Origin of the sequence: Mesorhizobium sp. GbtcB19 (assembly GCF_019091085.1) — a bacterium.
Classification (GTDB): Bacteria; Pseudomonadota; Alphaproteobacteria; order Rhizobiales; family Rhizobiaceae; genus Mesorhizobium.
Window position 1 is genome coordinate 25,643 of record NZ_JAGXJY010000004.1, and the last position, 20,487, is coordinate 46,129.

The following is a 20,487-nucleotide window of genomic DNA, read 5'->3' on the forward strand; positions in this document are numbered from 1 at the left end:
AATGCAGCATTGCAACAATGGCGATTGCGCGCCGGCCGCGTCCACGATCAGTCTGGCGACTTGAACCGATTCAGTCCGGACATCCCATGCCGCTGCCGATCCTCGCGCTTGCCATTGCATCCTTCTGCATCGGCACCACCGAATTCGTTATCATGGGCCTGCTGCCGGAAGTGGCTGGCGACCTCGGCGTCTCCATCCCCTCGGCCGGCCTCCTGGTCACCGGCTATGCGCTGGGCGTCGTGTTCGGCGCGCCGATCGTCGCCATGGCAACCGCGCATCTGCCGCGCAAGCCGGTGCTGGTCGGGCTCACGGCTTCATTCGTCGTCGGCAATCTGTTCTGCGCCATCGCGCCTGATTATTGGACGCTGATGGCCGCGCGCGTCTTCACCGCTCTTGGGCACGGGGCTTTCTTCGGCATCGGCTCGGTCGTTGCCGCCAGCCTGGTGCCGCGCAACAAACGCGCCAGCGCCATGGCGCTGATGTTTGCCGGCCTGACGCTTTCGAACATTCTAGGGGTTCCCGCCGGCACTGCTCTCGGCGAGGCCTTTGGCTGGCGGGCCACCTTCGTGGCCGTGGTCGGCATCGGCCTCATCTCGGTCGCCGCCATCGCCTGGCTGGTGCCGTCGGATGTCGCTGAACCCAGCGGCGGCGGCCTGCGCGGCGAGTTGCGCGTGCTTGGCAAGCTGCAGGTCTGGCTAGCGATGCTGATCGCCTCGCTCGCCTCGGCCAGCCTCTTCGCCGTCTTCACCTACATCAAACCGTATCTGACCGACGTCTCCGGCCTGTCGACCGCCACCGTCACCTGGGTGCTGCTCTTGTTCGGCGCCGGCATGACCATCGGCAACATCATCGGCGGCAGGCTGGCCGACTGGAAGCTGATGCCGACGGTAATCGGCACGCTGCTCGCCATGGCCGTGCTGTTCCTGGTCTTTGCCAAGCTTGGCGTGATTGCCACGGTCGCCGTCGCCATCGTCTTCCTGTGGGGCATGCTCATCTTCATCGTCGTGCCGCCGCTGCAGATCCGGGTCGTCGAGGCCGCCGCCGAAGGCCCGAACCTCGCCGCCACGCTCAACCAGGGCGCCTTCAATGTCGGCAATGCCAGCGGCGCCTGGATCGGAGGCCTCGCCATCTCCTGGGGCGTGTCCTATGCCAACCTGCCGCTGGTCGGCGCGGCGCTAGCGCTTCTGGCTGTCGCGGTGGCGGTACTGTCGCAGGCGCTCGACCGCCGCGCGGTCCCACAGACACAGCCGGCCGAATAGCCGCACCCTGCGCCGACAGCCCCGCCCGGCTGGACCACTCGACATCCCGGCCCCAAACAGGCATTTGGGTGGCCTCTTCATTCGGAGGCCCCATGCAGAAGACCATCGAACGCCTCGCTGGCGACGCCGAAGGCACCATCTACGAATTCCCGGTGCTCCGCTTCGAGGGCAAGGACAAGGCAGCCCCTTCCGCCTATCTCCAGGCAGCCTTGCATGCCGGTGAACTACCCGGCGTCGTCGCCATCGACGCGCTGATGCCGATGCTGACCAAGGCCGAGGCCGAGGGCCGCATCAGAGGCCCTATCACGATCGTGCCCTGGGCCAATCCGATCGGCCGCGCGCAATATCATTTCGGCGAGCATCAGGGCCGCTTCAACCTCGGCACCCGAACCAATTTCAACCGCTCCTTTCCGCTGCTTGCGACACCCGACGCCAGGCTGTTGCCCGATGTCAGCCTTGGCGGCGCCGATCGCCGGCTGAAGAACCGGCTCGTCCAGCTCTCGCTCGGCACCGACATCGTGCTCGACCTCCACTGCGACGACGAAGGCCTCGCCTATCTCTACATCCACACCAGCCTGTGGCCGCAGATGGCCGACTGCGCGGCGGCCATGGGCGCCGAGGCTGTGCTTTTGTGGAGCGAGGACAATACCGGCACCTTCGAAGGCGCCTCGATCATGCCCTACCAGAACGTGCCGTCGAGCGTCGCGCGCTTCGACCGGCGCGTCGTCACCACTGTCGAATATCGCGGCATGCTGGATGTCGACGGCGCGCTCGCCGCGTCCGACGCCGCGGGGCTCTACCGCCTGCTGGTGACGCGCGGCGTCATTCAGGATCCGTCGGTTCCGAAATTCGGCAAATTCGCCGGCCCTGTCGTGCCGCTCGAGAACATCGACATGATGCCCTCGCCCAGGGCCGGCGCGATCCTCTACGACGTCAAGCCCGGCGATCGCGTCAAGAAGGGCGACAGGCTGGCGACGATCGTCCACACGCCGGGCGAGATCGACGGCCGCACGGAAGTGTTCGCTCCGCAATCGGGCTTCATCCTGACCCGCCGCTCGCGCCGCATCATCCGCGCCGGCGAGGATCTTCTGAAGCTCACCGGCGACAAGCGCAGCGACGATGCAAGGTCCGGCACGCTCGAGGATTAAGGGCGCATGGCCTTCACCATCCGCGTGAAATCCAGTTGCGCCGGCCTCCATTCGCAGCTATGGGAGTCGCCATGAACATGCGTTCGAACAAGACCGTTTGGTGGTGGGCTCGCTGACAGCGGCCGGTTCGAACGCGCGTGCGTAAAGAGAGGGTGGCCGCAACGGAATGTCCGGGCGGCCATTTGTTTTTTAAAGCCATTCCCGGGTCCGTTGCCCAAAACGCTGATGGAGACGGCAATGACGACTAAAGTTCTGGACAACGGGGCCGAGCGCTTCGTCACCGCCGGCGGCGTGACGATCACCCGCGAACGGCACGACCGGCCCTATGAAGGCGCGATCGATGCCTATGTCGACGGCCTGAATTCGCGCCGCGGTGCGGTGTTTTCCTCCAATTACGAATATCCGGGACGTTACACGCGCTGGGATACGGCCATCATCGATCCGCCGCTGGTGATCTCCGCGCGCGGCCGCGCCATGCGCATCGAAGCGCTGAACGGCCGCGGCGAGGCGCTGCTGCCGGTGATCGGCAAGGCGCTTGGCGGCTTGAGCGAAGTGACGATCGCCGAGACCTCGAAGACGCTCATCCGGCTTGATGTCGCTAAGCCCGGCCGTGTCTTCACCGAGGAGGAGCGCAGCCGCGTTCCGTCGGTGTTCACCGTGCTGCGCGCCATCACCGCCTTGTTCAAGACCGCCGAGGACGCCAATCTCGGCCTTTACGGCGCCTTCGGCTATGACCTTGCCTTCCAGTTCGACCCGGTCGACTACAAGCTCGAGCGCAGAGAGAGCCAGCGCGATCTGGTGCTGTTCCTGCCCGACGAGATCCTCGTCGTCGACCATTACTCGACCAAGGCCTGGACCGACCGCTACGACTATTCCGGCGACGGTTTTTCGACCGAGGGCCTGGCGCGCGACGCTCATGCCGAGCCGTTCAAGACCGCCGACCGCATCCCGCCGCGCGGCGACCATGAGCCCGGCGAATACGCCAACCTGGTTCGCCGCGCCATGGAGAGCTTCAAGCGCGGCGACCTGTTCGAGGTGGTGCCTGGACAGATGTTCTACGAGCGCTGCGAGACCCAGCCCTCCGACATCTCGCGCAAGCTGAAGTCGATCAATCCCTCGCCCTATTCCTTCTTCATCAATCTCGGCGAGAACGAATATCTGATCGGCGCCTCGCCGGAGATGTTCGTGCGCGTCAACGGCCGCCGCGTCGAGACCTGCCCGATCTCCGGCACCATCAAGCGCGGCGACGACGCCATCTCCGATAGCGAGCAGATCCTGAAGCTGCTCAACTCCAAGAAGGACGAGTCCGAGCTCACCATGTGCTCGGATGTCGACCGCAACGACAAGTCGCGCGTCTGCGAGCCGGGCTCGGTGCGTGTCATCGGCCGCCGCCAGATCGAGATGTATTCGCGCCTCATCCACACCGTCGACCATATCGAAGGGCGGCTGCGCGAAGGCATGGACGCTTTCGACGCGTTTTTATCGCACGCCTGGGCGGTCACCGTCACCGGCGCGCCGAAACTGTGGGCCATGCGCTTCATCGAGCAGAACGAGAAGAGCCCGCGCGCCTGGTATGGCGGCGCGATCGGCATGGTCAATTTCAACGGCGACATGAACACCGGACTGACCCTGCGCACCATCCGCATCAAGGACGGCATCGCCGAGGTGCGCGCCGGCGCCACGCTGCTTTTCGACAGCGTTCCCGAGGAAGAAGAAGCCGAAACCGAACTGAAGGCATCCGCCATGCTCTCCGCCATCCGCGACGCCAAGACCGGCAACGCCACCGGAACCGAGCGCACCACCGCGCGCGTCGGCGACGGCGTCAACATCCTGCTCGTCGACCATGAGGACTCTTTCGTCCACACGCTGGCCAACTACTTCCGCCAGACCGGCGCCAACGTGTCGACGGTGCGTTCGCCGGTACCGGAGGAAGTGTTCGAGCGGCTGAAGCCCGATCTCGTCGTGCTGTCGCCCGGCCCGGGCACGCCGAAGGATTTCGACTGCGCCGCCACCATCAAGAAGGCGCGCGCCCGCGACCTGCCGATCTTCGGCGTCTGCCTCGGCCTGCAGGCGCTTGCCGAAGCCTATGGCGGCGAGCTCAGGCAGTTGCACATCCCGATGCATGGCAAGCCGTCGCGCGTCCGCGTCTCCAAGCCCGGCATCATCTTCTCGGGGCTGCCCAAGGAAGTGACCGTCGGCCGCTATCACTCGATCTTCGCCGATCCGGTGCGGCTGCCCGACGGTTTCGTCGTCACCGCCGAGACCGAGGACGGCATCATCATGGCCTTCGAGCACCGCAAGGAGCCGATCGCCGCGGTGCAGTTCCATCCGGAATCGATCATGACGCTCGGTCACAATGCCGGCATGCGCATCATCGAGAATATCGTCGCGCATCTGCCGCGCAAGGCCAAGGAAAAGGCCGCGTAGGAACTATGGCCGCAACGCAGGACACGACGGCGGCCGCGGCGAAAGCCGCGACCCGCGAGAAGGTTGCCAGGCTCGCCTTCTGGTCGATCCTCGTCGCCGGCGTCGTGCTGGTCCTGAAGCTTGCCGCCTGGTACATCACCGGCTCCGTCGCGCTCTATTCCGATGCGTTGGAATCGATCGTCAACGTGATTGCTTCGGCCGCCGCCTTCTGGGCGATCCAGGTCAGCTACAAGCCCGCCGACCAGGACCATCCCTTCGGCCACCACAAGGCCGAATATTTCTCGGCCGTGCTCGAAGGGGTGCTGATCGTCGTCGCCGCATTGCTGATCCTCAACGAGGTCTGGCAGTCCTGGCAACATCCCGCCCCGCTCGAGCAGCCCTGGGAGGGCCTTGCCGTCAACGGCGTGGCGACGGTGATCAACGCGATCTGGGCCTGGGCGCTGATCCGCACCGGCCTCAACGCTAAGTCGCCGGCCCTCGTTGCCGACGGCCAGCACATCATGACCGACGTGGTGACCTCGATCGGTGTGTTCGGCGGCCTTGTCGGCGCAATTCTCACCGGATGGCAGATCCTCGATCCGGCGCTTGCCGTCATCGTCGCGCTCAACATCCTGTGGCAGGGCTGGCACGTCATCGGCTCATCGATGAACGGGCTGATGGACCGCGCCGTCGACAACCACGAACACATGCAGATCCGCGACATCATCTCGGCCAATTCGAAGGGCGCGCTGGAGGTGCATGACCTCAAGACGCGTATCGCCGGCCGCGCCACCTTCATCGAGTTCCACCTGGTCGTCGACGCCGACATGTCGGTCGGCGCCAGCCATGTCATCTGCGACCGCATCGAGGACGCGCTGAAGGCCGAAATCCCCTCGGTGCGCGTCACCATCCATGTCGAGCCGGACGACGAGGCAAAGCTGCCGAAAGGCACCACGGCGGTGCCGTTCGCCTAGTCTAAAAGTGTGGCTCCGAGGTCTGGCGAGATTCAGGTCAGGCCGAGCCGAAAATGGTGGTTTCCGAGAACCGGCCTACGCCGGCCGTAGCCTTCATAGAGCGGAGACACTTATGAGGGCTTCGGCCGGCGAAGGCCGGAGCGGAGCGTACTTGAAGTACGTGAGCACCGGAAGCGCAGGAAACCGTCGTTCGCAGGCCGGCCTCACCTGAATATCGGCAGACCTTACGGAGCGCAGGCCGACTGCGGCATCGGCTGCAGCCGATACACCTTGTCGTCGGACTTGGTCTTGCCATGCGCCGCCTTCGAGCAGAGATCGACCACCGCGACCGCATTGTTGGGGTTTGCCATCATCATCGTGCCGTTGGCGCCGCGCTTCAGGAAAATCTCCTTCTGCGAGATGTCGCAGGAAAAGTCGCTCATCTTCGAGCTTGCGGAGCAGCGCCACTGGTCGGCCTCGCCCTGGCAGGAATAGGTCTGCGTGACCTTGGCGCCCTTTTGCCTGGTCGTCACCGAAACGGCGATGTCGGCGCCATCCGGCCAGTTCGCGGTATCCCCGCCTGCAGCGAACGAGGCGAGCTCGACAGGGCCGCGGAAGACGCGGATCGATCGCGTCAGCTGGCTGGGATGCGACTTCAGATGCGCATCGTCGTAGTCACGCCCGAAGCAGAAGGGCTGGTCGGGCTTCAGCCGTACGCGCAGCGGATCGCCCAGCGCCGGGTCGATCGGGTCGATGCGCGCGAACTCCGCCTTGCAGCTGTCGGCCGGCATCGGGTCGAGCTTGAAATTGTCGTCCTCGCTGCCCAGCGCCTGCCTGTTGTACTCCGCCTTGCTCATCTGGTCGGAGGCGTCCGGGTCGAGATAGATGTCGGGGGAAAGACCGGACAGCAGCAGCTTGCCCTTGTCGTCGACCTTCAGCGAGGCAAGGGTGCGGTCGCAGTCCATCCCGCAGCGGATGCCGCTCGTCGGGTCGCTCGGGTCGTTCTTGTTGCACCAGCTGCCCGCCCATTCCGGCTTCTTCGCGTCGCGCACCGTGGTGGTGAGGAAGCCGGTATAGGACGTATCCTGATTGGCGGCGGGTTCCTCATTCGGCCGGCTGACCGGGTCATGGCCGTAGTAAAAGAAGATGCGCGCCACCTTCTGGTGCGGGTGCGCCTTGAGATGGGCGGCGTCATAGATACGGCCGAAGCAGGCGTCGGCGCCGTTGGGGCTGAGTTCCTTGAGGCTGAGAGCATTGTCGGCGCGCGCCGCGCCGGCGAAAGCGGCAAGGGCAGCGCAAAGCAGCGCGCCAGCCATGGTCCTCGCTACCATGGTCCTCGATGTCATGTGATCCTCCTCCCACCGACCGGACTGGGGTATGCTAGTCCAGGAGTGCCGCCCGGACCATGCAAAATCGCGGGAGCGGCAAGTCAAGGAGGATACGATGCTGCGCCGTGACATCTTTCGCGCCGGTCTTGCCGGCGCCGCAAGCCTATTCGGCCTGAGCCGGGCAAACGCGGCGACGACCGGGGAGAAGCTGAAAGTCGCCTATCACCTCAGCGACGCTGACAAGGTCAATTTCGTTCTCGGCAACATCAAGAACCACTATGAAGGCACCGGCGGCAATGTCGACATTGTGCTTGTGGTGCACGGTCCGGCTCTCGCCGCCTTCAAATCCAAGGGCGCTTCGGGCGCTGTTTCCAGCCGCTTTGCCGGCCTCGTCCAGCAGGGCCTTGTCCCGCAGGCCTGCGGCAACACTTTGCATGGCATGGACATTACGCTGACCGACCTGCTGCCGGGCTTCCAGCTTGCCGAGAAGGGCGGCGTCGTGAAACTCGCCGAGCTGCAGCGCCAGGGCTATGTCTATCTCAGGCCCTGAACGCGCCCGCGCTTGAACGCCCCTCACTTGAACACGAGGCCGGCTATGGCCTACGAAAGACCGCAACCGGAGGCCAGCTTAGATGACGACGCTCGACATCCCCGATCTTGCCGGCAAGGCGGTGCTGGTCACCGGCGCCTCGACCGGCATCGGTGCAGCACTCGCCCGTGCTTACGCGGCGCAGAGATGCCGCGTCGCGCTGCACTACAATGCCAGCCGCGCACCCGCCGAAACCGTGGCCGAATCCATCCGTGACGATGGCGGCGAGGTGTTCCTGGTCCAGGGTGATTTTTCGGTATCCGCCGACGTCGAGCGTGTGGTCGAGGAGAGCGCGAAACATTTCGGCCGGCTCGACGGCCTCGTCAACAATGCCGGCGGCATGCTCGGCCGCGTCGCCTATGCCGATCAGGATGAAGCGCAATACGACGCCGTGATGGACCTCAACGCCCGTTCGGTGCTGACCGCCTCGCGCAAGGCGATCCCGTGGCTGAAGCGCCAGGGCGGCTTCATCATCAACACCACCTCGATCGCCGCCCGCAACGGCGCTGGCGGCGGCGCCGGCCTCTATGGCTCATCCAAGGCCTTCGTCTCCAACGTGACGCGCGGCATGGCGAAGGAGCTGATCGGCTTCGGCATCCGCGTCAACGCGGTCGCGCCAGGCACGATCCTGACGCCGTTCCACGAACGCTATTCGAGCGCGGAGCAGATCAAGGCGATGGTCGCCACCATCCCTCAAGGGCGTGCAGGAACGGCCGAGGATTGCGTCGGCGCCTATCTGTTCCTGTCGTCCGATCTGTTGAGCGGCTACATCATCGGCCAGGTGATCGAGGTGAATGGCGGCCAGTTGATGCCGTGAGCTGGCGATTGCATACTTGATGCAGCGTGCAACCTGGAGGGAGATCAAGGCATGTACGGACTGATCGGCAAGATGCGGGCGGCGCGCGGCCAGCGCGATGCGGTCATGGACGTGCTGCGAGAAAGCACCGCCGCGCTCCCCGGCTGCCTGAGTTACATCATCGCCACCGATCCGGCCGACGCCGACGCCATCTGGGTCACCGAAGTGTGGACAGACCAGGCGAGCCACAAGGCCTCGCTGCAGCTGCCGGAAGTCCAGGCCGCGATCGCCAAGGCGCGTCCCTTCATCGCCGGCTTCGAATTCCAGATCGAGACCCATCCTGTCGGCGGCTTCGGCCTTCCCGGCGGCAAGACCGGCTGACGCCTACGCAAGTTCCATTTTTCGATATAGCGAAAGCTCGCATCGTTTTGCTTGGCGCTCGACCTTGCTCTTCGCCAACAACGTCAACGAACAACGGGTTTTCGAGATGCCACTATTTGCATTGAAGCGACCGGTGCTGTGATAAGTATAATCGCGATCATGTCGGGTCACCGAGACACTTAGCCCGCATCGCGGGTTTTGGCTTAATTACGGGGAGGGGATTCAAATGGCCAATTATGCGCTGTCGGAAGCGGAGAAGAAATCGCTCAGATACCTGATAAAAAGCTTAAATATGAGCATGAAGGAATTCGAGTCGGCGTATATATCACGGGGTGGAGGAAGATCCTTTCAGCAAGCACTTTTTCTGGGAAGGGAGACAAGTTTAAGTTTATATAACGCCAAGAGACTACGCGAAGCACTCGGTGAATTTCAAACTAACGCAGACTCGGTGATTATTGATAGCAGTACACGTGATGTTTGTATTAAAATTTCTAGAGCCATTATGGAACGGTTAATAAATTATGTCAAGCAAGAGGACGACACGTCATTTATTTATGAACTTCTTTCAAACAATGAGCGATACGGGTATGTAAAAAATCCGGCTACGATAGAGAGTAAGGAAAACATAGTTCAAGAATTCAAAAGGACAATACTCGGTTTGATGTCGAAGGTATCACTTCAGAATGATCCGGACCACGCCGAACTGCGAGCGGAACTGGTAGCTTTTCTGAGGGCTATTCTCGCCTTTTTGGGCGACGCCGCGGCAAGCCCACCAAAAACTATTCCACGGGTAATTCCTCAACAAGCCAACGACATATCAGAGCGACTAAAGAACGCCGCAAGCACTACGAAGGCGATGAAGGATATATATGACCAAGTCATATACCTTCTGAGCCAGCTTTTTGGTTAGGCGCTGTCTGGCCGCATGCGGATAAATCACGAATTTCGCGCAAAATCCTAGTCCAATGATTTCAACCCATGCAGTGAGCACGTAGCGGCTCATCCTCCCGATCGCTCGTAGGCGCCAATCTGGACTTTCCTGCCGGAAATGGCTTCGCATTTGTCCGCGGTCGATCTAAGAGCCAGATATGAACTCGTCGACCCCGCCAACAGTCGGGCGCATGGGCCGCCTGCGCCGGCCGCAGCAGTGGCTGGTGCTGCTGGTGTTTTCGCTGCTCTTCGCCGGCGCGCTGGAGCTTGTCGCGCTGCCTGCGGCGCTGCTGATCGGTCCGATGCTTGCCGCGATCCTGGCCGGCACCAACGGCGCCACCGTGCGCGTGCCGCGCCCGCTGTTCGGCTCGGCCCAGGCGATCGTCGGCTGTCTGGTCGCCAGCTCGATCTCCGCCGACATCTTTCCGGTGTTCTACGCCGAATGGCCGCTTTTCCTCGCCGTGGTCGCGACCGTCGCCGCCTCCAGCCTGCTCGGCTGGCTGATCAGCCGCTGGCGCATCCTGCCCGGCACCACGGCAGTCTGGGGCTCCTCGCCCGGCGCCGCGACCGCCATGGTGCTGATGGCCGGGGCCTTCGGCGCCGATCAGCGTCTCGTCGCCTTCATGCAGTATCTGCGCGTCATCTTCGTCTCGATGACGGCAGCGCTCGTTGCCAAGATGTGGGTCGACACGTCCGGCGTCGTGGTGCCGCCCATCGTCTGGTTTCCGCCGATCGATCCTTTCGCTTTTGCCGCCACACTCGGCATCGCGATCGTCGGTGGCCTGATCGGAAAGCTTGTCAGACTGCCTTCGCCCTTCTTCCTCGGCACCTTCATTTTCGGTGCGGTGATTCATCTCGGCCTTGGCGTGCCGATGCAACTGCCGCCCTGGCTGCTGGCGGCCAGCTACGCCATGGTCGGCTGGTCGATCGGGCTGAACTTCACCCGGCCGATCCTGCGCCACGCGGCGCGCGCCCTGCCTCAGATCATCGGCTCGATCGTGGCGCTGATCGCCTTTTGCGGCGGCATGGCCTTCGTCATCAGCCGCCTGCTCGGCATCGACCCGCTGACGGCCTATCTGGCGACCAGCCCCGGCGGCATGGACAGCGTCGCCATCATCGCCGCCGCGGCGCAGAACGTCGACATCTCCTTCGTCATGGCTCTGCAGTCGGCGCGCTTCCTGGTCGTGCTGCTCATTGGGCCAAGCGTAGCCAGGCTGGTGGCGCGAAACGTCAGGGCCTGATCCGCGCTATTGCAAGGCGGGAGCGAGGAAAATGCCCATGAGCCGCCGTCCGAACGCCGTCGATCTTTCCGGCCGCGTCGCCGTGGTGACGGGCGGCGCGCAAGGCATCGGCCTTGCGGTCGCCCGGCGCCTGCTGTCGTCCGGCGCCGCCGTCGCCATCTGGGACGTCGACCAGGCCGCGATGACCAAGGCTGTCGCCGAGCTCGCTTCGCTCGGCCGCGTTGAGGCCATTCTCTGCGACCAGTCGCAGGTCGAGGCGGTCGATCGCGCGGCCGCCGAGACCGAACGGACGCTCGGTCCCGTCGATCTCCTCGTCAACAATGCCGGCATTGCCGGGCCGGCGGCGACGGTGGTGGATTACGACCCCGCCGCCTGGCGGCAGATCATCGACATCGATCTCAACGGCGTCTTCTACTGCTGCAAGCGCCTGGTGCCAGGCATGGTCGCGCGCAACTACGGCCGCATCGTCAACATTTCCTCGGTGGCGGGCAAGGAAGGCAATCCGAATGCCGCCGCCTATTCGGCCGCCAAGGCCGGCGTGCTGGCGCTGACCAAGTCGCTCGGCAAGGAACTCGCCGGACACGACATCGCCGTCAACGCGCTGACGCCCTCGCCCGCCCGCACCCGCATTCTGGAGCAGCTCAACGAGGCGCAGGTCGCCTACATGCTGGGCAAGGTGCCGCGCGGCCGCTTCGTCGAAGTCGAAGAGGCGGCCGCCATGATCGCCTTCATGCTGTCGGACGAGAACTCCTTCACCACCGGCGCGACTTTCGATCTCTCCGGCGGACGCACGACCTATTGACCGCAGGCCGCCTGCGGCGAAACCTATCGCCCGCCCGCAAGCCGCTCGGGTAGGAAATCGACGAAGACGCGGACCTTCGGCGAGAGGTGGCGATTGGACGGCCACAGCATGCGGAACTGGCCGCGGCCGTCGACATGGTCGTCGAGCACGGTGCGCAGCCTTCCGTCATAGAGCGCCTCGCGCACCAGGAAATCGGGCATGCAGGCGATGCCAAGACCGGCAAGCGTGGCGCCCTTCAACGCCTCCATATTGTTGCAGGTCAGCATCGAGCGGATCTGCGGCTCGGCGCTCCCGGTAATGAACGGCCAGTGCAGCAGCCTGCCGCTGTTGAGAAAACGGAAGTGGATGCCGAAATGTGCCGAAAGGTCCGCCGGAGTGCCGGGCGTGCCATGGCGATCGAGGTAGGAAGCGGCCGCGCACAAGATCATGCGAAAAGGCGCGACCGGTCTCGACACCAATCGTGAATCGGGCAGCTCACCGCTGCGGATCGCGACGTCGATTCCCTCGTCGATGACGTCGACGACGCGATCGTTGAAATCGATGTCGAGCTCGACTTCGGGATAGCGGGCCATGAATTCCGACAGCACCGGCAAGAGCAGATGATAGGTGACGATCGGCGTCGAGATGCGTAGCCGCCCATGCGGCGTTTCGCGCGTCCGCGACAGCATCGCCTCGGCGTCTTCGATGTCGTCGAGGATGCGGCGCACCCGCTCGTTGAACAACTTGCCCTCCTCGGTCAAGCCGATGCGCCGCGTGCTGCGCTGCAGGAGCCGCACGCCGAGCTCCTGCTCGAGCCGGGCGACGCTCTTGCCGACGGCTGAAGCCGAGATGCCGAGCGCCCGCCCCGCGCTGACGAAACTCCCGAACTCGGCGGTGCGGGCGAAAGCCAGAAGGCCGTTGAGACGATCCATCGCTTGAATCCATTCGAGCGTTTCATTCCGGTATGATCGGAGATTTAATACTATTTTGCCGGAAATGTCGCGGCCCTATCTTGTCGTTGCGATCGGCGCCGCCAGTGCGCGGCAAGCCGGCAAACCCCGCTCAGATAGGAAAATCCATGACTTTGATGACCAGAACCGGCCCGGCCGGCAAATGGCTCGTGCTGCTGGCGGTGTGCCTTGCCGCCATGACGATGCCGTTGAGCTTCACCGGTCCCGCCGTGGCGCTCTCGCGCATTGCCGCTGATCTCGGCGGCAGTCCGATCGAGCTCAATTGGGTGACGAATGCCTTCATGCTGACCTTCGGCGCCAGCCTGATGGCGGCCGGCGCATTGGCCGACAATCATGGCCGCAAGCGGATATTCCTCATTGGCCTCGCCACCTATGTCCTTGCCGCGCTGGGCTCCACGCTGGCGCCCGACATCGTCTGGTTCGACATCTTCAGGGCCCTGCAAGGCATAGGCGGCGCCGCCGCCTTTGCCGGCGGCGCCTCCGCCCTTGCCCAGGAGTTCGACGGCCAAGCGCGGCTGCGCGCCTTCAGCTTCCTCGGCACCAGCTTCGGTATCGGCCTTGCCTTCGGCCCTATAGCCTCGGGCCTGCTCATCGATGCATTCGGCTGGCGGGCGATCTTTTCTCTGGTGGCGCTGCTCGCGGTTGCCGCGGCAGTCCTCGGCCTGCGTACCATCACCGAATCGCGCGACCCGGATGCGACCGGGCTCGACTGGGCGGGGGCCGGAACCTTCACCATCGCCCTTGCCGCGCTGACCAGTGGCGTGCTGCTCGCGCCGCAGAACGGCTGGGCCGATCCTCTCGTCATCGTGCTTCTTGGCACGGCTGCCATCGGCTTTGCCACTTTCGTCATTGTCGAGCAGCGCGCGCGCCGGCCGATGCTGGACCTGACGCTGTTCCGCTTCCCGCGTTTCGTCGGCGTCCAATTCCTTGCCGCCGCGCCTGCCTATGCCTTTGTCGTCCTGCTCGTGCTCCTGCCGATCCGTTTCATCGGTATCGAAGGGATGAGCGAGATCAAGGCCGGGCAACTGATGATCTGCCTCTCCGGACCGCTGCTGATACTGCCGCTGCTTGCCGGCCAGCTGGCGCGCTGGATCGCCCCGGCCACGATCTGCGGCGTCGGCCTGCTGGTCGCGGCCGCCGGCCTCGTCTGGCTCAGCCGAGTTCCCGCGGCGGACAGCGCATTGGTGGCCCCGCTGGTCCTGATCGGCGTCGGCATCGCCTTGCCCTGGGGGCTGATGGACGGGCTTGCCGTCAGCGTCGTGCCGAAGGAGCGCGCCGGTATGGCCGTCGGCATCTTCAACACCACCCGCGTCGCTTGCGAGGGCGTGGCGCTGGCGATCGTCATGGCGGTCCTGTCGGGCTTCACCGCCGCGCAGCTCGGCGCTCAGGGGCTGGCTGCGCCCGCCGATGCGGCATCGGCCGCGCAAATGCTGGTGACCGGCAATGTCGTCGGAACGGCGCAACATCTGCCTTTGGCCAACGCCAGTGCCGTCATCCAGGCCTATGAGACGGCTTTCGACCGGCTGCTCGTCGTGCTGGCGACCATCACCGTGCTCACCGCCATCGTCGTCTTCCTCGGCCTGCGTCGCGGATCGGCGGCCGAACAAGACACCGCTCCTCTGCCGGCCTGCCAGGAAGGCTGACGCCACGTGACGCCATCAAGTCCGGCGCGGCCTCAAAAAATACTTGACTCACATACTCATATTTGAGAGCGCAATAAAATATGAGTACAGGAGACAAGTTTATGCGCAAGCGGTCGAGGACGTGGCGCCGGGGACTATCATTGCTGGCGGGCAGCGCCATTCTCGGCCAGGTCTGGCCGGCGATGGCACAGGATCGCGGCGACGCCACCGTTCTCGACCGGATCGAGGTGACCGCCGAGAGCAACGATATCCTGAAGCAGGACGGTTATGTCGCCAAGAAGGACCGCATCGGCACCAAGACCGACACGCCGATCGCCAGGATACCGCAGGCGGTTTCGGTGGTGACGCAAAAGCAGATCGAGGACCAGAAGCCGCGCACGCTGAACGATGCGCTGGGCTATACGGCCAGCGCCAACCCCAACAGCTTCGGGTTCGATACGCGCTACGACGCCTTCTTCCTGCGCGGCTTCCAGGCCTTCTACAACGGCATGTTCCGCGACGGGCTGCGCCAGTACAACGGCCCCTCGGCCTGGTTCAAGACCGAGCCCTACGGCATCGAGGGCGTCACTATCCTGAAGGGTCCGGCCTCGTCGCTTTACGGTGTCAGCGGTCCGGGCGGCATCGTCAACGTCGTCACCAAGCGGCCCAAGGACGAGCCGTTCCATGAGATCGAATTGCTGGCCGGCGGGCACAACCGCTTCCAGGCGGCGCTCGACGCCTCCGGCCCGGTCAACGACGACGGCAGCATCCTCTATCGCTTCACCAGCCTCGGCCGCCTGAGCGAGACCGATCTGCCCGCCTATCCGGACGACAAGCTCTATCTGGCGCCGGCCGTCACCTTCAAACCGGACGAGGACACCAGGCTCACCATCCTCGGCGAGTATTCGAAGTCGGTCACCGGAGGCACTGCGGCCTTCTACAACTCCGCCTATGGCGAGCTGTCGAATATCTATGAAGGCGACCCGGCCTGGAACGATTTCAAGCAGGATCAAGGCCGCATCGGCTACGAGTTCGAGCACCGCTTCAACGATTGGCTGACGGTGCGCCAGAACCTGCGCTACGACGCCGTCGATTCCGACATCGAATATAGCGGCCATTATTCGGTCGGCGCCGGCCAGCCGCTGCAGCGCTACTGGGGCCATTACACCGAGACGATGAAGAACTTCGTCGTCGACAACATGGCGCAGCTCGAATTCGACACCGGCCCGGTCCAGCACACCGCGATTGCCGGCATCGACTATGCCTGGTCGGACTATGACGCGGGCAGCGGGCTCTCCTATGTCTCAGTCGATGACATCAAGGCGGCGCCTGTTCCTTATTCCGGTGGGCAGCAGATGAACCAGCTCGGCGTCTACCTGCACGACCAGATGGAATGGGACGATTTCACCCTGTTCACCAGCGGTCGCTACGATTGGGTCGATACTACCTCCACCGCCGCTGATTTCAGCCAGTCGAAGCAGAAGGACAGCGCCTTCTCCGGCCGCGTCGGCCTCTCCTACCGGACCGAATGGGGCATCATCCCCTACGTCAATTATTCGACCTCGTTCTCACCCAACATCGGCTTTGTCTATGACGACGTCACCAGCCCTGTCGGCCGCGTCGCCCGTCCGACCATCGCCGCGCAGAAGGAGATCGGCGTCAAATACGAGATCCCCGACCAGAACGCGACTGTGAGCGCCGCGCTGTTCGACATCGACCAGAAGGACGGCGTCGTCTTCGACGCTTCGTCCGGCATCAACAAGCAGCGGCAGCTCGACCTCAACTCGCGCGGCGTCGAACTGGAAGCCAATGCCTCTTTGGACAACGGCTTCAGCGTCATAGCCTCCTACACCTATCTGCGCGTGAAGATCGAGCGCGGCGCCGAAGGCACCGACGGCAAGCAACTGTCGGCGACGCCGAACCACATCCTGTCGCTCTGGGGCCATTATCAATTCGAGAACGGCACGCTGGAAGGGCTTGGGCTCGGCGCAGGCGTGCGCTTCGCCGGCGCGAGTTATGGCGACGACACCAACACCTTCAAGAACGATGCGCGCGCCTTCGTCGACGCGTCTGTGTCCTACGACTTCGGCTACCGCAATCCGAAGCTCGAAGGCGTGAAGCTGCAGCTCAACGCCAAGAACCTGTTCGACAACCGGCAGACCATCTGCTCGGCCGGCTATTGCTACCGCGACGAAGGGCGCTCGCTGTTCGGCAGTCTGCGCTACAGGTTCTGAAAACAGTGCCAGGCGGTGACTACTCGTCACCGCCTCCGTCCCCGCCCTGCGCGCCGCGGCGCCAGTAGGCAGTGACGAAATGCCGGTCGCGCGGCAGGCCCCATTCCTTGCGCACGATCTTGCGGATGTCGCGGAAGTCGGCGAACTCGCACCCCGCCCAGACATGGAGATCGTCGGCCGGATGGCCGCGCTCGCGCAGCGCCGCCGGCAGCAGGCCGGCGCCGCCGGCTTCACGGCCGTGCCGGTAAAGCCAGTGGACGGCGATGTTCTTGCCTCGCGCCAACGCGATCCGGTCTTCCGGACCATCGACCTCGATATAGGCCTCGGCGCTGCTCGATGGCGCAAGCTCTTCCAATATCCTGGCGATCGCCGGCAACGCGGTATCGTCGCCGATGAGTAGCAGGTTCCGCGCTTCCGGCACGCCGCCGCCACCGGGGCCGATCATGCCGATGACATCGCCGGGCCGCGCATTCTGCGCGAAGCTCGCGGCTGGCGTCTCGGCGCCCGGATGCAGCACGAAGTCGATGTCGAGCCAGCCGCTCAGCGCGTCGAGCGCGCGGATCGTATAGACACGCACGGTCAGCGCGTCCTCGCCCGACGGCCAGACGATGAGGCCATCGGCACCCATGGTCGGCCAAACCGCTTGCCGTCCGGCCGGCGGCAGCAGAAGCCGGACATGCAACCCGCCATGGGCGAGACGGCCGAGGTCGCGGCCTGAGAAGCGCACGCGCTGCATATGCGGCGACAGCCGCGTCGAGGACAGGACCGAAATCTCGCGGAAGAAAATAGGTGTCCCGGCATCGGTGCCGTCGCCTTGCCAGCGCAGGCATTCGGTCGTGCTGAGATGCGCTGCGATGTGGCCGGCAAAGATCATCTTCATGTAGGAGAGGCAGGTCTCGTCTTCCGCCGCGACCCGGACCAGCACGCCACCGTCGTCGAACGCGGCATTCAACGAGCCGTAATGCATGCGGAATTCCCATCGGCCGGCGTCGCCGGTGTCGATCTCGTCGTCGCTGTGCTCGGCGCGCAGCCTGTCCATCACCGCGCGGATATCATCGTTCCGGATTCGGGTTTGCGCGCTCAAGAGATTCATCGCCGGGCCTTTTCGATACCGATTGCGGCGGCATCGGCCGAAGCCCGAGGTCGCCATGGCATCGGCATGCCACAGCCTCGGCGGCATTGCCATAAAAACATGAATATAAAAGTCATATTTTTAACCGAACCGCAGGGAGGCGCGCCCGTCACGCCTCCGGTTTCAGCTGATGATCAGGCTTGCGATGCGCTCGCCGTTCAGCGTGAAGGCCATGTCGCCCTCGCCGTTGAAGCCATTACCCGTCACGGCGACGCGGACGTGGTGGACGCCGTCGCGCTGCGTGACGCGGACGATGCTAAGCTTGGATTGCACGCCGATATTGTCCGACTGGTTCCACCGCGCGACCCCGTCGCGGCCATGGAAGTCGCGGCCCCAGTCGCTGAGAAAAGCGTCGTCAGTAAATGCGTCGAGAAAGGCTGCGGTGTCACCTGCGTTGGTGGCTTCGACAAAGCGGCGGATCGGATCGGGCGTGGTCATCAGTCCAACCTGTGCATCAGGTCATCATCCAGCCACCGGCCGAAGAAATAGACCAGTTGCTTGTGCCACCACGGCCAGTCATGGCTGACGTCGCCGCCCCAATAGTCGACCCAGGCGGGAATGGACTTGTCGCGCAGCACCTGTTCCAGCTCGCGCGTTTCGACAAGCATGCGCTCTTCCCAGGCGCCCTGGCCGCAGCAGAAGATCAGCCGCAGGCCCCGCAGCCGCCCGAGCAGCTTCTGGTCGACGATGCCAGGCAGGTAGTCGAGCGGCGAGTTGAAGTAGATGTTGCCTTCCAGCGCCCGGCCGAAGAAATCGCGGGCGGAATAGACGCCGGAAAGCGAGATGACGCCGCTCGCCAGCTCCGGAAAGCGGAACACGAAATTCGACGAGTGGTAGCCGCCCATCGAGCAGCCGCTGAATAGCGGCTTGAGAACGCGCCCGCCATTGGCCTTGGCGGCGACCGCCTGCAGCTCAGGCAGCGCCTCTTCGCGCACATAGCGGAAATAGGCTTCGTGGCGGGCAATCCGATGCGCCGGATCGGCATGCTTGTTGAAGAAGGATTCCGAATCGATGCCGTCCAGCGTGAACAGCTGGATGCGGCCGGTGTCGATGAACTCGGCAAGCGCGCCGACCCCGCCCGAATCCTCGAACTGGTAGAACCGCCCTTGCGAGGTCGGGAACACCACCACCGGGCGCCCGGCATGGCCGTAGCGTTTGTATTCCATGTCGCGGCCGAGATTGCGGGCATGGCCCTTGTGATAGGAGACGTCCATCGGCTCAGGCCTTTTCCGCGTGGATATAGTCGACCGCCTGGCGCAGCGCCTTCTGGTCCTTCGAACGCATCTGGTAGGCGTAATTGCCCATGGCGCGGCTAAAAACCTCTTCGATGGCCTGGTGATGGACGATCTTGTCGCCGTGCGCGGCTAGCACGTCCGCATGGCTGTGCAAATAGTCGATATGGCGTTTGCGGCTGGCATAGGCGGTGAAATACTTGCCCTTGTAAGGGCCGCCGGCCGCATCCTTGACCACCATGTCGGCCCAGGCGGCATAGACGTCGATATCGAATGTGTAGTTGATGGCGTCGGTCATCCAGGCGCCGGGCGGACGCATGTTGACCTCGAGCGCGATGACGCGATTGTCCTTGGTCTCGAACAGCTCGATGTGGAAGAAGCGCTCGCGCACGTCGAACGCCTTCAGGATCTTGCGGCCGGCCTCTTCCACCGCCGGCGTGATCTCGGGAAAGCAGGTGTAGCTCATGTGGCGGTCCTTGTTGACCGCATCCATGATGCTCTGGTCGTAACGGTGGCTGGCCGCCAGCACCACCTCGCCGTCGCGGTTGACCAGTCCGTCGAAGGTCACCACCAGCCCTTCGATGAACTGCTCCATGACGAAGGTGACTCCCTCCGGCTTGTCCCTGAAGAACTGGTCGAGCTCCCTGGCGTTGGAGATCTTGAAGGTGTTCGATGCGCCGGAACCTGAATCCGGCTTGACCACCACCGGATAGCCGACGCGGCGGATGAAGGTCATGGCGCCGGCGCGGTCGGAGCATTTGCGCTGCGGGATGGTCTCGACGCCGCTCTTGCGGAAGAAGGCGCGCATGCGGCTCTTGCGCTTCAAATTCTTCACGAAATCGAGCTTGGTGCCGTAGATGTTGAAGTCGGTGCGGATGTTGGCTTCGAGCTCCAGCCAATGCTCGTTGAGCGACTCGAAGCGGTCGATGCGGCCCCATTTGTGGATGAAATGCCCCATCGCCCGGAACACCGCATCATAGTCCTCCATGTCGGCGATGCGGTAATATTCCGAAAGCGCCGGCTTGAGCTTGCTGTTCAAGCTCTCGTAAGGCGCATCGCCGATGCCGAGCACGGTGGCGCCCGCCTTCTTCAGCCGGTCGCAGAAATCGGCGCCGTTGGCCGGAAAATGCGGCGAGAAGAACACGAAATTCATGGATGACCCCCTCCCCGGTGTCTCTCATCGGTAGCCAAGCCTTCAAAACCAAGTCTGGCGCATTTGCGAGGCGCGGGGAAGTCCATCCGCGTCGGGCTGGCATGAGGCGGATCGTGGTCAGCTATCCGCCGCGCTTGCCTCTGACGGGCCGCTCCTGTAAGAGAGCCGGCATGACCACGCGCGTCCGCACCGTCGCTTCCGCTCGCACCGGCTTTGCCGGCGAGACCGCGCGCGCGCTCGCTTCGACCCTGCTTCTTCTCGGCCTTATCGGCGATCGCCGGGTTCGCTGAAGGAGCGCCCGGCGGTCGATACCCGCCGCTTAAGGCGCAGG

18 protein-coding genes are annotated in these 20,487 nt (G+C 64.0%); 12 read left to right on the forward strand and 6 right to left on the reverse strand.

Features of this window, described 5'->3' with window-relative positions:
- Positions 1-86 precede the first annotated feature (86 nt).
- The 4 genes from KVT37_RS09130 (at position 87) to KVT37_RS09145 (ending at position 5,787) form a co-directional block, all read left to right on the forward strand.
- Complete coding sequence (locus KVT37_RS09130; RefSeq protein ID WP_217571924.1) at positions 87-1,259, forward strand: MFS transporter; 1,173 nt, start codon at positions 87-89, stop codon at positions 1,257-1,259.
- 92 nt (positions 1,260-1,351) lie between these two features.
- The gene (locus KVT37_RS09135) at positions 1,352-2,407 is read left to right on the forward strand and encodes a succinylglutamate desuccinylase/aspartoacylase family protein (protein WP_217571926.1); all 1,056 of its coding nucleotides are present in this window, start codon (positions 1,352-1,354) and stop codon (positions 2,405-2,407) included.
- Positions 2,408-2,644: 237 nt separating this feature from the next.
- Positions 2,645-4,834 carry an anthranilate synthase gene (locus KVT37_RS09140; protein ID WP_217571928.1) on the forward strand — a complete coding sequence of 730 codons (2,190 nt, stop codon included), beginning with the start codon at positions 2,645-2,647 and terminating at the stop codon, positions 4,832-4,834.
- A 5-nt stretch (positions 4,835-4,839) separates the two neighbouring features.
- Complete coding sequence (locus tag KVT37_RS09145) at positions 4,840-5,787, forward strand: cation diffusion facilitator family transporter (RefSeq protein ID WP_217571930.1); 948 nt, start codon at positions 4,840-4,842, stop codon at positions 5,785-5,787.
- Between the two features lie 224 nt (positions 5,788-6,011).
- On the opposite strand, the gene KVT37_RS09150 is transcribed toward KVT37_RS09145, so the two are convergent.
- The gene (locus KVT37_RS09150) at positions 6,012-7,112 is read right to left on the reverse strand and encodes a hypothetical protein (RefSeq protein WP_217571932.1); all 1,101 of its coding nucleotides are present in this window, start codon (positions 7,110-7,112) and stop codon (positions 6,012-6,014) included.
- A 97-nt stretch (positions 7,113-7,209) separates the two neighbouring features.
- Between KVT37_RS09150 and KVT37_RS09155 the strand changes: the two genes are divergently transcribed.
- The 6 genes from KVT37_RS09155 (at position 7,210) to KVT37_RS09180 (ending at position 11,833) form a co-directional block, all read left to right on the forward strand.
- A complete protein-coding gene (locus KVT37_RS09155; protein ID WP_217571934.1) occupies positions 7,210-7,644 on the forward strand; it encodes a DsrE family protein in 435 nt (144 codons plus the stop codon).
- A gap of 82 nt (positions 7,645-7,726) precedes the next feature.
- Positions 7,727-8,500 carry an SDR family NAD(P)-dependent oxidoreductase gene (locus KVT37_RS09160; RefSeq protein WP_217571936.1) on the forward strand — a complete coding sequence of 258 codons (774 nt, stop codon included), beginning with the start codon at positions 7,727-7,729 and terminating at the stop codon, positions 8,498-8,500.
- 51 nt (positions 8,501-8,551) lie between these two features.
- A complete protein-coding gene (locus tag KVT37_RS09165) occupies positions 8,552-8,860 on the forward strand; it encodes a putative quinol monooxygenase (RefSeq protein WP_217571938.1) in 309 nt (102 codons plus the stop codon).
- 226 nt (positions 8,861-9,086) lie between these two features.
- A complete protein-coding gene (locus tag KVT37_RS09170; RefSeq protein ID WP_217571940.1) occupies positions 9,087-9,770 on the forward strand; it encodes a hypothetical protein in 684 nt (227 codons plus the stop codon).
- 178 nt (positions 9,771-9,948) lie between these two features.
- A complete protein-coding gene (locus KVT37_RS09175; RefSeq protein WP_254633904.1) occupies positions 9,949-11,031 on the forward strand; it encodes an AbrB family transcriptional regulator in 1,083 nt (360 codons plus the stop codon).
- Between the two features lie 37 nt (positions 11,032-11,068).
- A complete protein-coding gene (locus KVT37_RS09180; RefSeq protein WP_217571942.1) occupies positions 11,069-11,833 on the forward strand; it encodes an SDR family NAD(P)-dependent oxidoreductase in 765 nt (254 codons plus the stop codon).
- A 23-nt stretch (positions 11,834-11,856) separates the two neighbouring features.
- On the opposite strand, the gene KVT37_RS09185 is transcribed toward KVT37_RS09180, so the two are convergent.
- Positions 11,857-12,744, reverse strand: a complete 888-nt coding sequence (locus KVT37_RS09185; protein ID WP_217571944.1) for a LysR family transcriptional regulator — start codon at positions 12,742-12,744, stop codon at positions 11,857-11,859.
- A 146-nt stretch (positions 12,745-12,890) separates the two neighbouring features.
- Between KVT37_RS09185 and KVT37_RS09190 the strand changes: the two genes are divergently transcribed.
- Both KVT37_RS09190 and KVT37_RS09195 read left to right on the forward strand, forming a co-directional pair.
- Complete coding sequence (locus KVT37_RS09190; protein WP_217571946.1) at positions 12,891-14,426, forward strand: MFS transporter; 1,536 nt, start codon at positions 12,891-12,893, stop codon at positions 14,424-14,426.
- 101 nt (positions 14,427-14,527) lie between these two features.
- The gene (locus tag KVT37_RS09195) at positions 14,528-16,639 is read left to right on the forward strand and encodes a TonB-dependent siderophore receptor (protein ID WP_217571948.1); all 2,112 of its coding nucleotides are present in this window, start codon (positions 14,528-14,530) and stop codon (positions 16,637-16,639) included.
- Positions 16,640-16,658: 19 nt separating this feature from the next.
- On the opposite strand, the gene KVT37_RS09200 is transcribed toward KVT37_RS09195, so the two are convergent.
- The 4 genes from KVT37_RS09200 to KVT37_RS09215 all read right to left on the reverse strand — a co-directional run bounded on the left by KVT37_RS09200 (position 16,659) and on the right by KVT37_RS09215 (position 20,156).
- The gene (locus tag KVT37_RS09200) at positions 16,659-17,678 is read right to left on the reverse strand and encodes a siderophore-interacting protein (RefSeq protein WP_254633924.1); all 1,020 of its coding nucleotides are present in this window, start codon (positions 17,676-17,678) and stop codon (positions 16,659-16,661) included.
- A gap of 216 nt (positions 17,679-17,894) precedes the next feature.
- On the reverse strand, positions 17,895-18,209 hold the full coding sequence (locus tag KVT37_RS09205; protein WP_217571952.1) for a nuclear transport factor 2 family protein: 315 nt from the start codon (positions 18,207-18,209) through the stop codon (positions 17,895-17,897).
- Entirely contained in the window at positions 18,209-18,985 is a 777-nt protein-coding gene (locus tag KVT37_RS09210; RefSeq protein ID WP_217571954.1) for an esterase family protein, read from the reverse strand. The genes KVT37_RS09205 and KVT37_RS09210 overlap by 1 nt, the downstream gene beginning before the upstream one ends.
- Before the next feature lie 4 nt (positions 18,986-18,989).
- Positions 18,990-20,156, reverse strand: coding sequence for an ATP-grasp domain-containing protein (locus KVT37_RS09215; protein ID WP_217571956.1), 1,167 nt, complete (start codon positions 20,154-20,156; stop codon positions 18,990-18,992).
- Between the last annotated feature and the right edge of the window lie 331 nt (positions 20,157-20,487).

Excerpts from the sequence above, each read along its gene's own strand:
- KVT37_RS09130 (WP_217571924.1), top strand. The coding sequence starts at position 87 with ATGCCGCTGCCGATCCTCGCGCTTGCCATTGCATCCTTCTGCATCGGC.
- KVT37_RS09135 (WP_217571926.1), top strand. The coding sequence starts at position 1,352 with ATGCAGAAGACCATCGAACGCCTCGCTGGCGACGCCGAAGGCACCATC.
- KVT37_RS09140 (WP_217571928.1), top strand. The coding sequence starts at position 2,645 with ATGACGACTAAAGTTCTGGACAACGGGGCCGAGCGCTTCGTCACCGCC.
- KVT37_RS09145 (WP_217571930.1), top strand. The coding sequence starts at position 4,840 with ATGGCCGCAACGCAGGACACGACGGCGGCCGCGGCGAAAGCCGCGACC.
- KVT37_RS09150 (WP_217571932.1), bottom strand. The coding sequence starts at position 7,112 with ATGACATCGAGGACCATGGTAGCGAGGACCATGGCTGGCGCGCTGCTT.
- KVT37_RS09155 (WP_217571934.1), top strand. The coding sequence starts at position 7,210 with ATGCTGCGCCGTGACATCTTTCGCGCCGGTCTTGCCGGCGCCGCAAGC.
- KVT37_RS09160 (WP_217571936.1), top strand. The coding sequence starts at position 7,727 with ATGACGACGCTCGACATCCCCGATCTTGCCGGCAAGGCGGTGCTGGTC.
- KVT37_RS09165 (WP_217571938.1), top strand. The coding sequence starts at position 8,552 with ATGTACGGACTGATCGGCAAGATGCGGGCGGCGCGCGGCCAGCGCGAT.
- KVT37_RS09170 (WP_217571940.1), top strand. The coding sequence starts at position 9,087 with ATGGCCAATTATGCGCTGTCGGAAGCGGAGAAGAAATCGCTCAGATAC.
- KVT37_RS09175 (WP_254633904.1), top strand. The coding sequence starts at position 9,949 with ATGAACTCGTCGACCCCGCCAACAGTCGGGCGCATGGGCCGCCTGCGC.
- KVT37_RS09180 (WP_217571942.1), top strand. The coding sequence starts at position 11,069 with ATGAGCCGCCGTCCGAACGCCGTCGATCTTTCCGGCCGCGTCGCCGTG.
- KVT37_RS09185 (WP_217571944.1), bottom strand. The coding sequence starts at position 12,744 with ATGGATCGTCTCAACGGCCTTCTGGCTTTCGCCCGCACCGCCGAGTTC.
- KVT37_RS09190 (WP_217571946.1), top strand. The coding sequence starts at position 12,891 with ATGACTTTGATGACCAGAACCGGCCCGGCCGGCAAATGGCTCGTGCTG.
- KVT37_RS09195 (WP_217571948.1), top strand. The coding sequence starts at position 14,528 with ATGCGCAAGCGGTCGAGGACGTGGCGCCGGGGACTATCATTGCTGGCG.
- KVT37_RS09200 (WP_254633924.1), bottom strand. The coding sequence starts at position 17,678 with ATGGACAGGCTGCGCGCCGAGCACAGCGACGACGAGATCGACACCGGC.
- KVT37_RS09205 (WP_217571952.1), bottom strand. The coding sequence starts at position 18,209 with ATGACCACGCCCGATCCGATCCGCCGCTTTGTCGAAGCCACCAACGCA.
- KVT37_RS09210 (WP_217571954.1), bottom strand. The coding sequence starts at position 18,985 with ATGGACGTCTCCTATCACAAGGGCCATGCCCGCAATCTCGGCCGCGAC.
- KVT37_RS09215 (WP_217571956.1), bottom strand. The coding sequence starts at position 20,156 with ATGAATTTCGTGTTCTTCTCGCCGCATTTTCCGGCCAACGGCGCCGAT.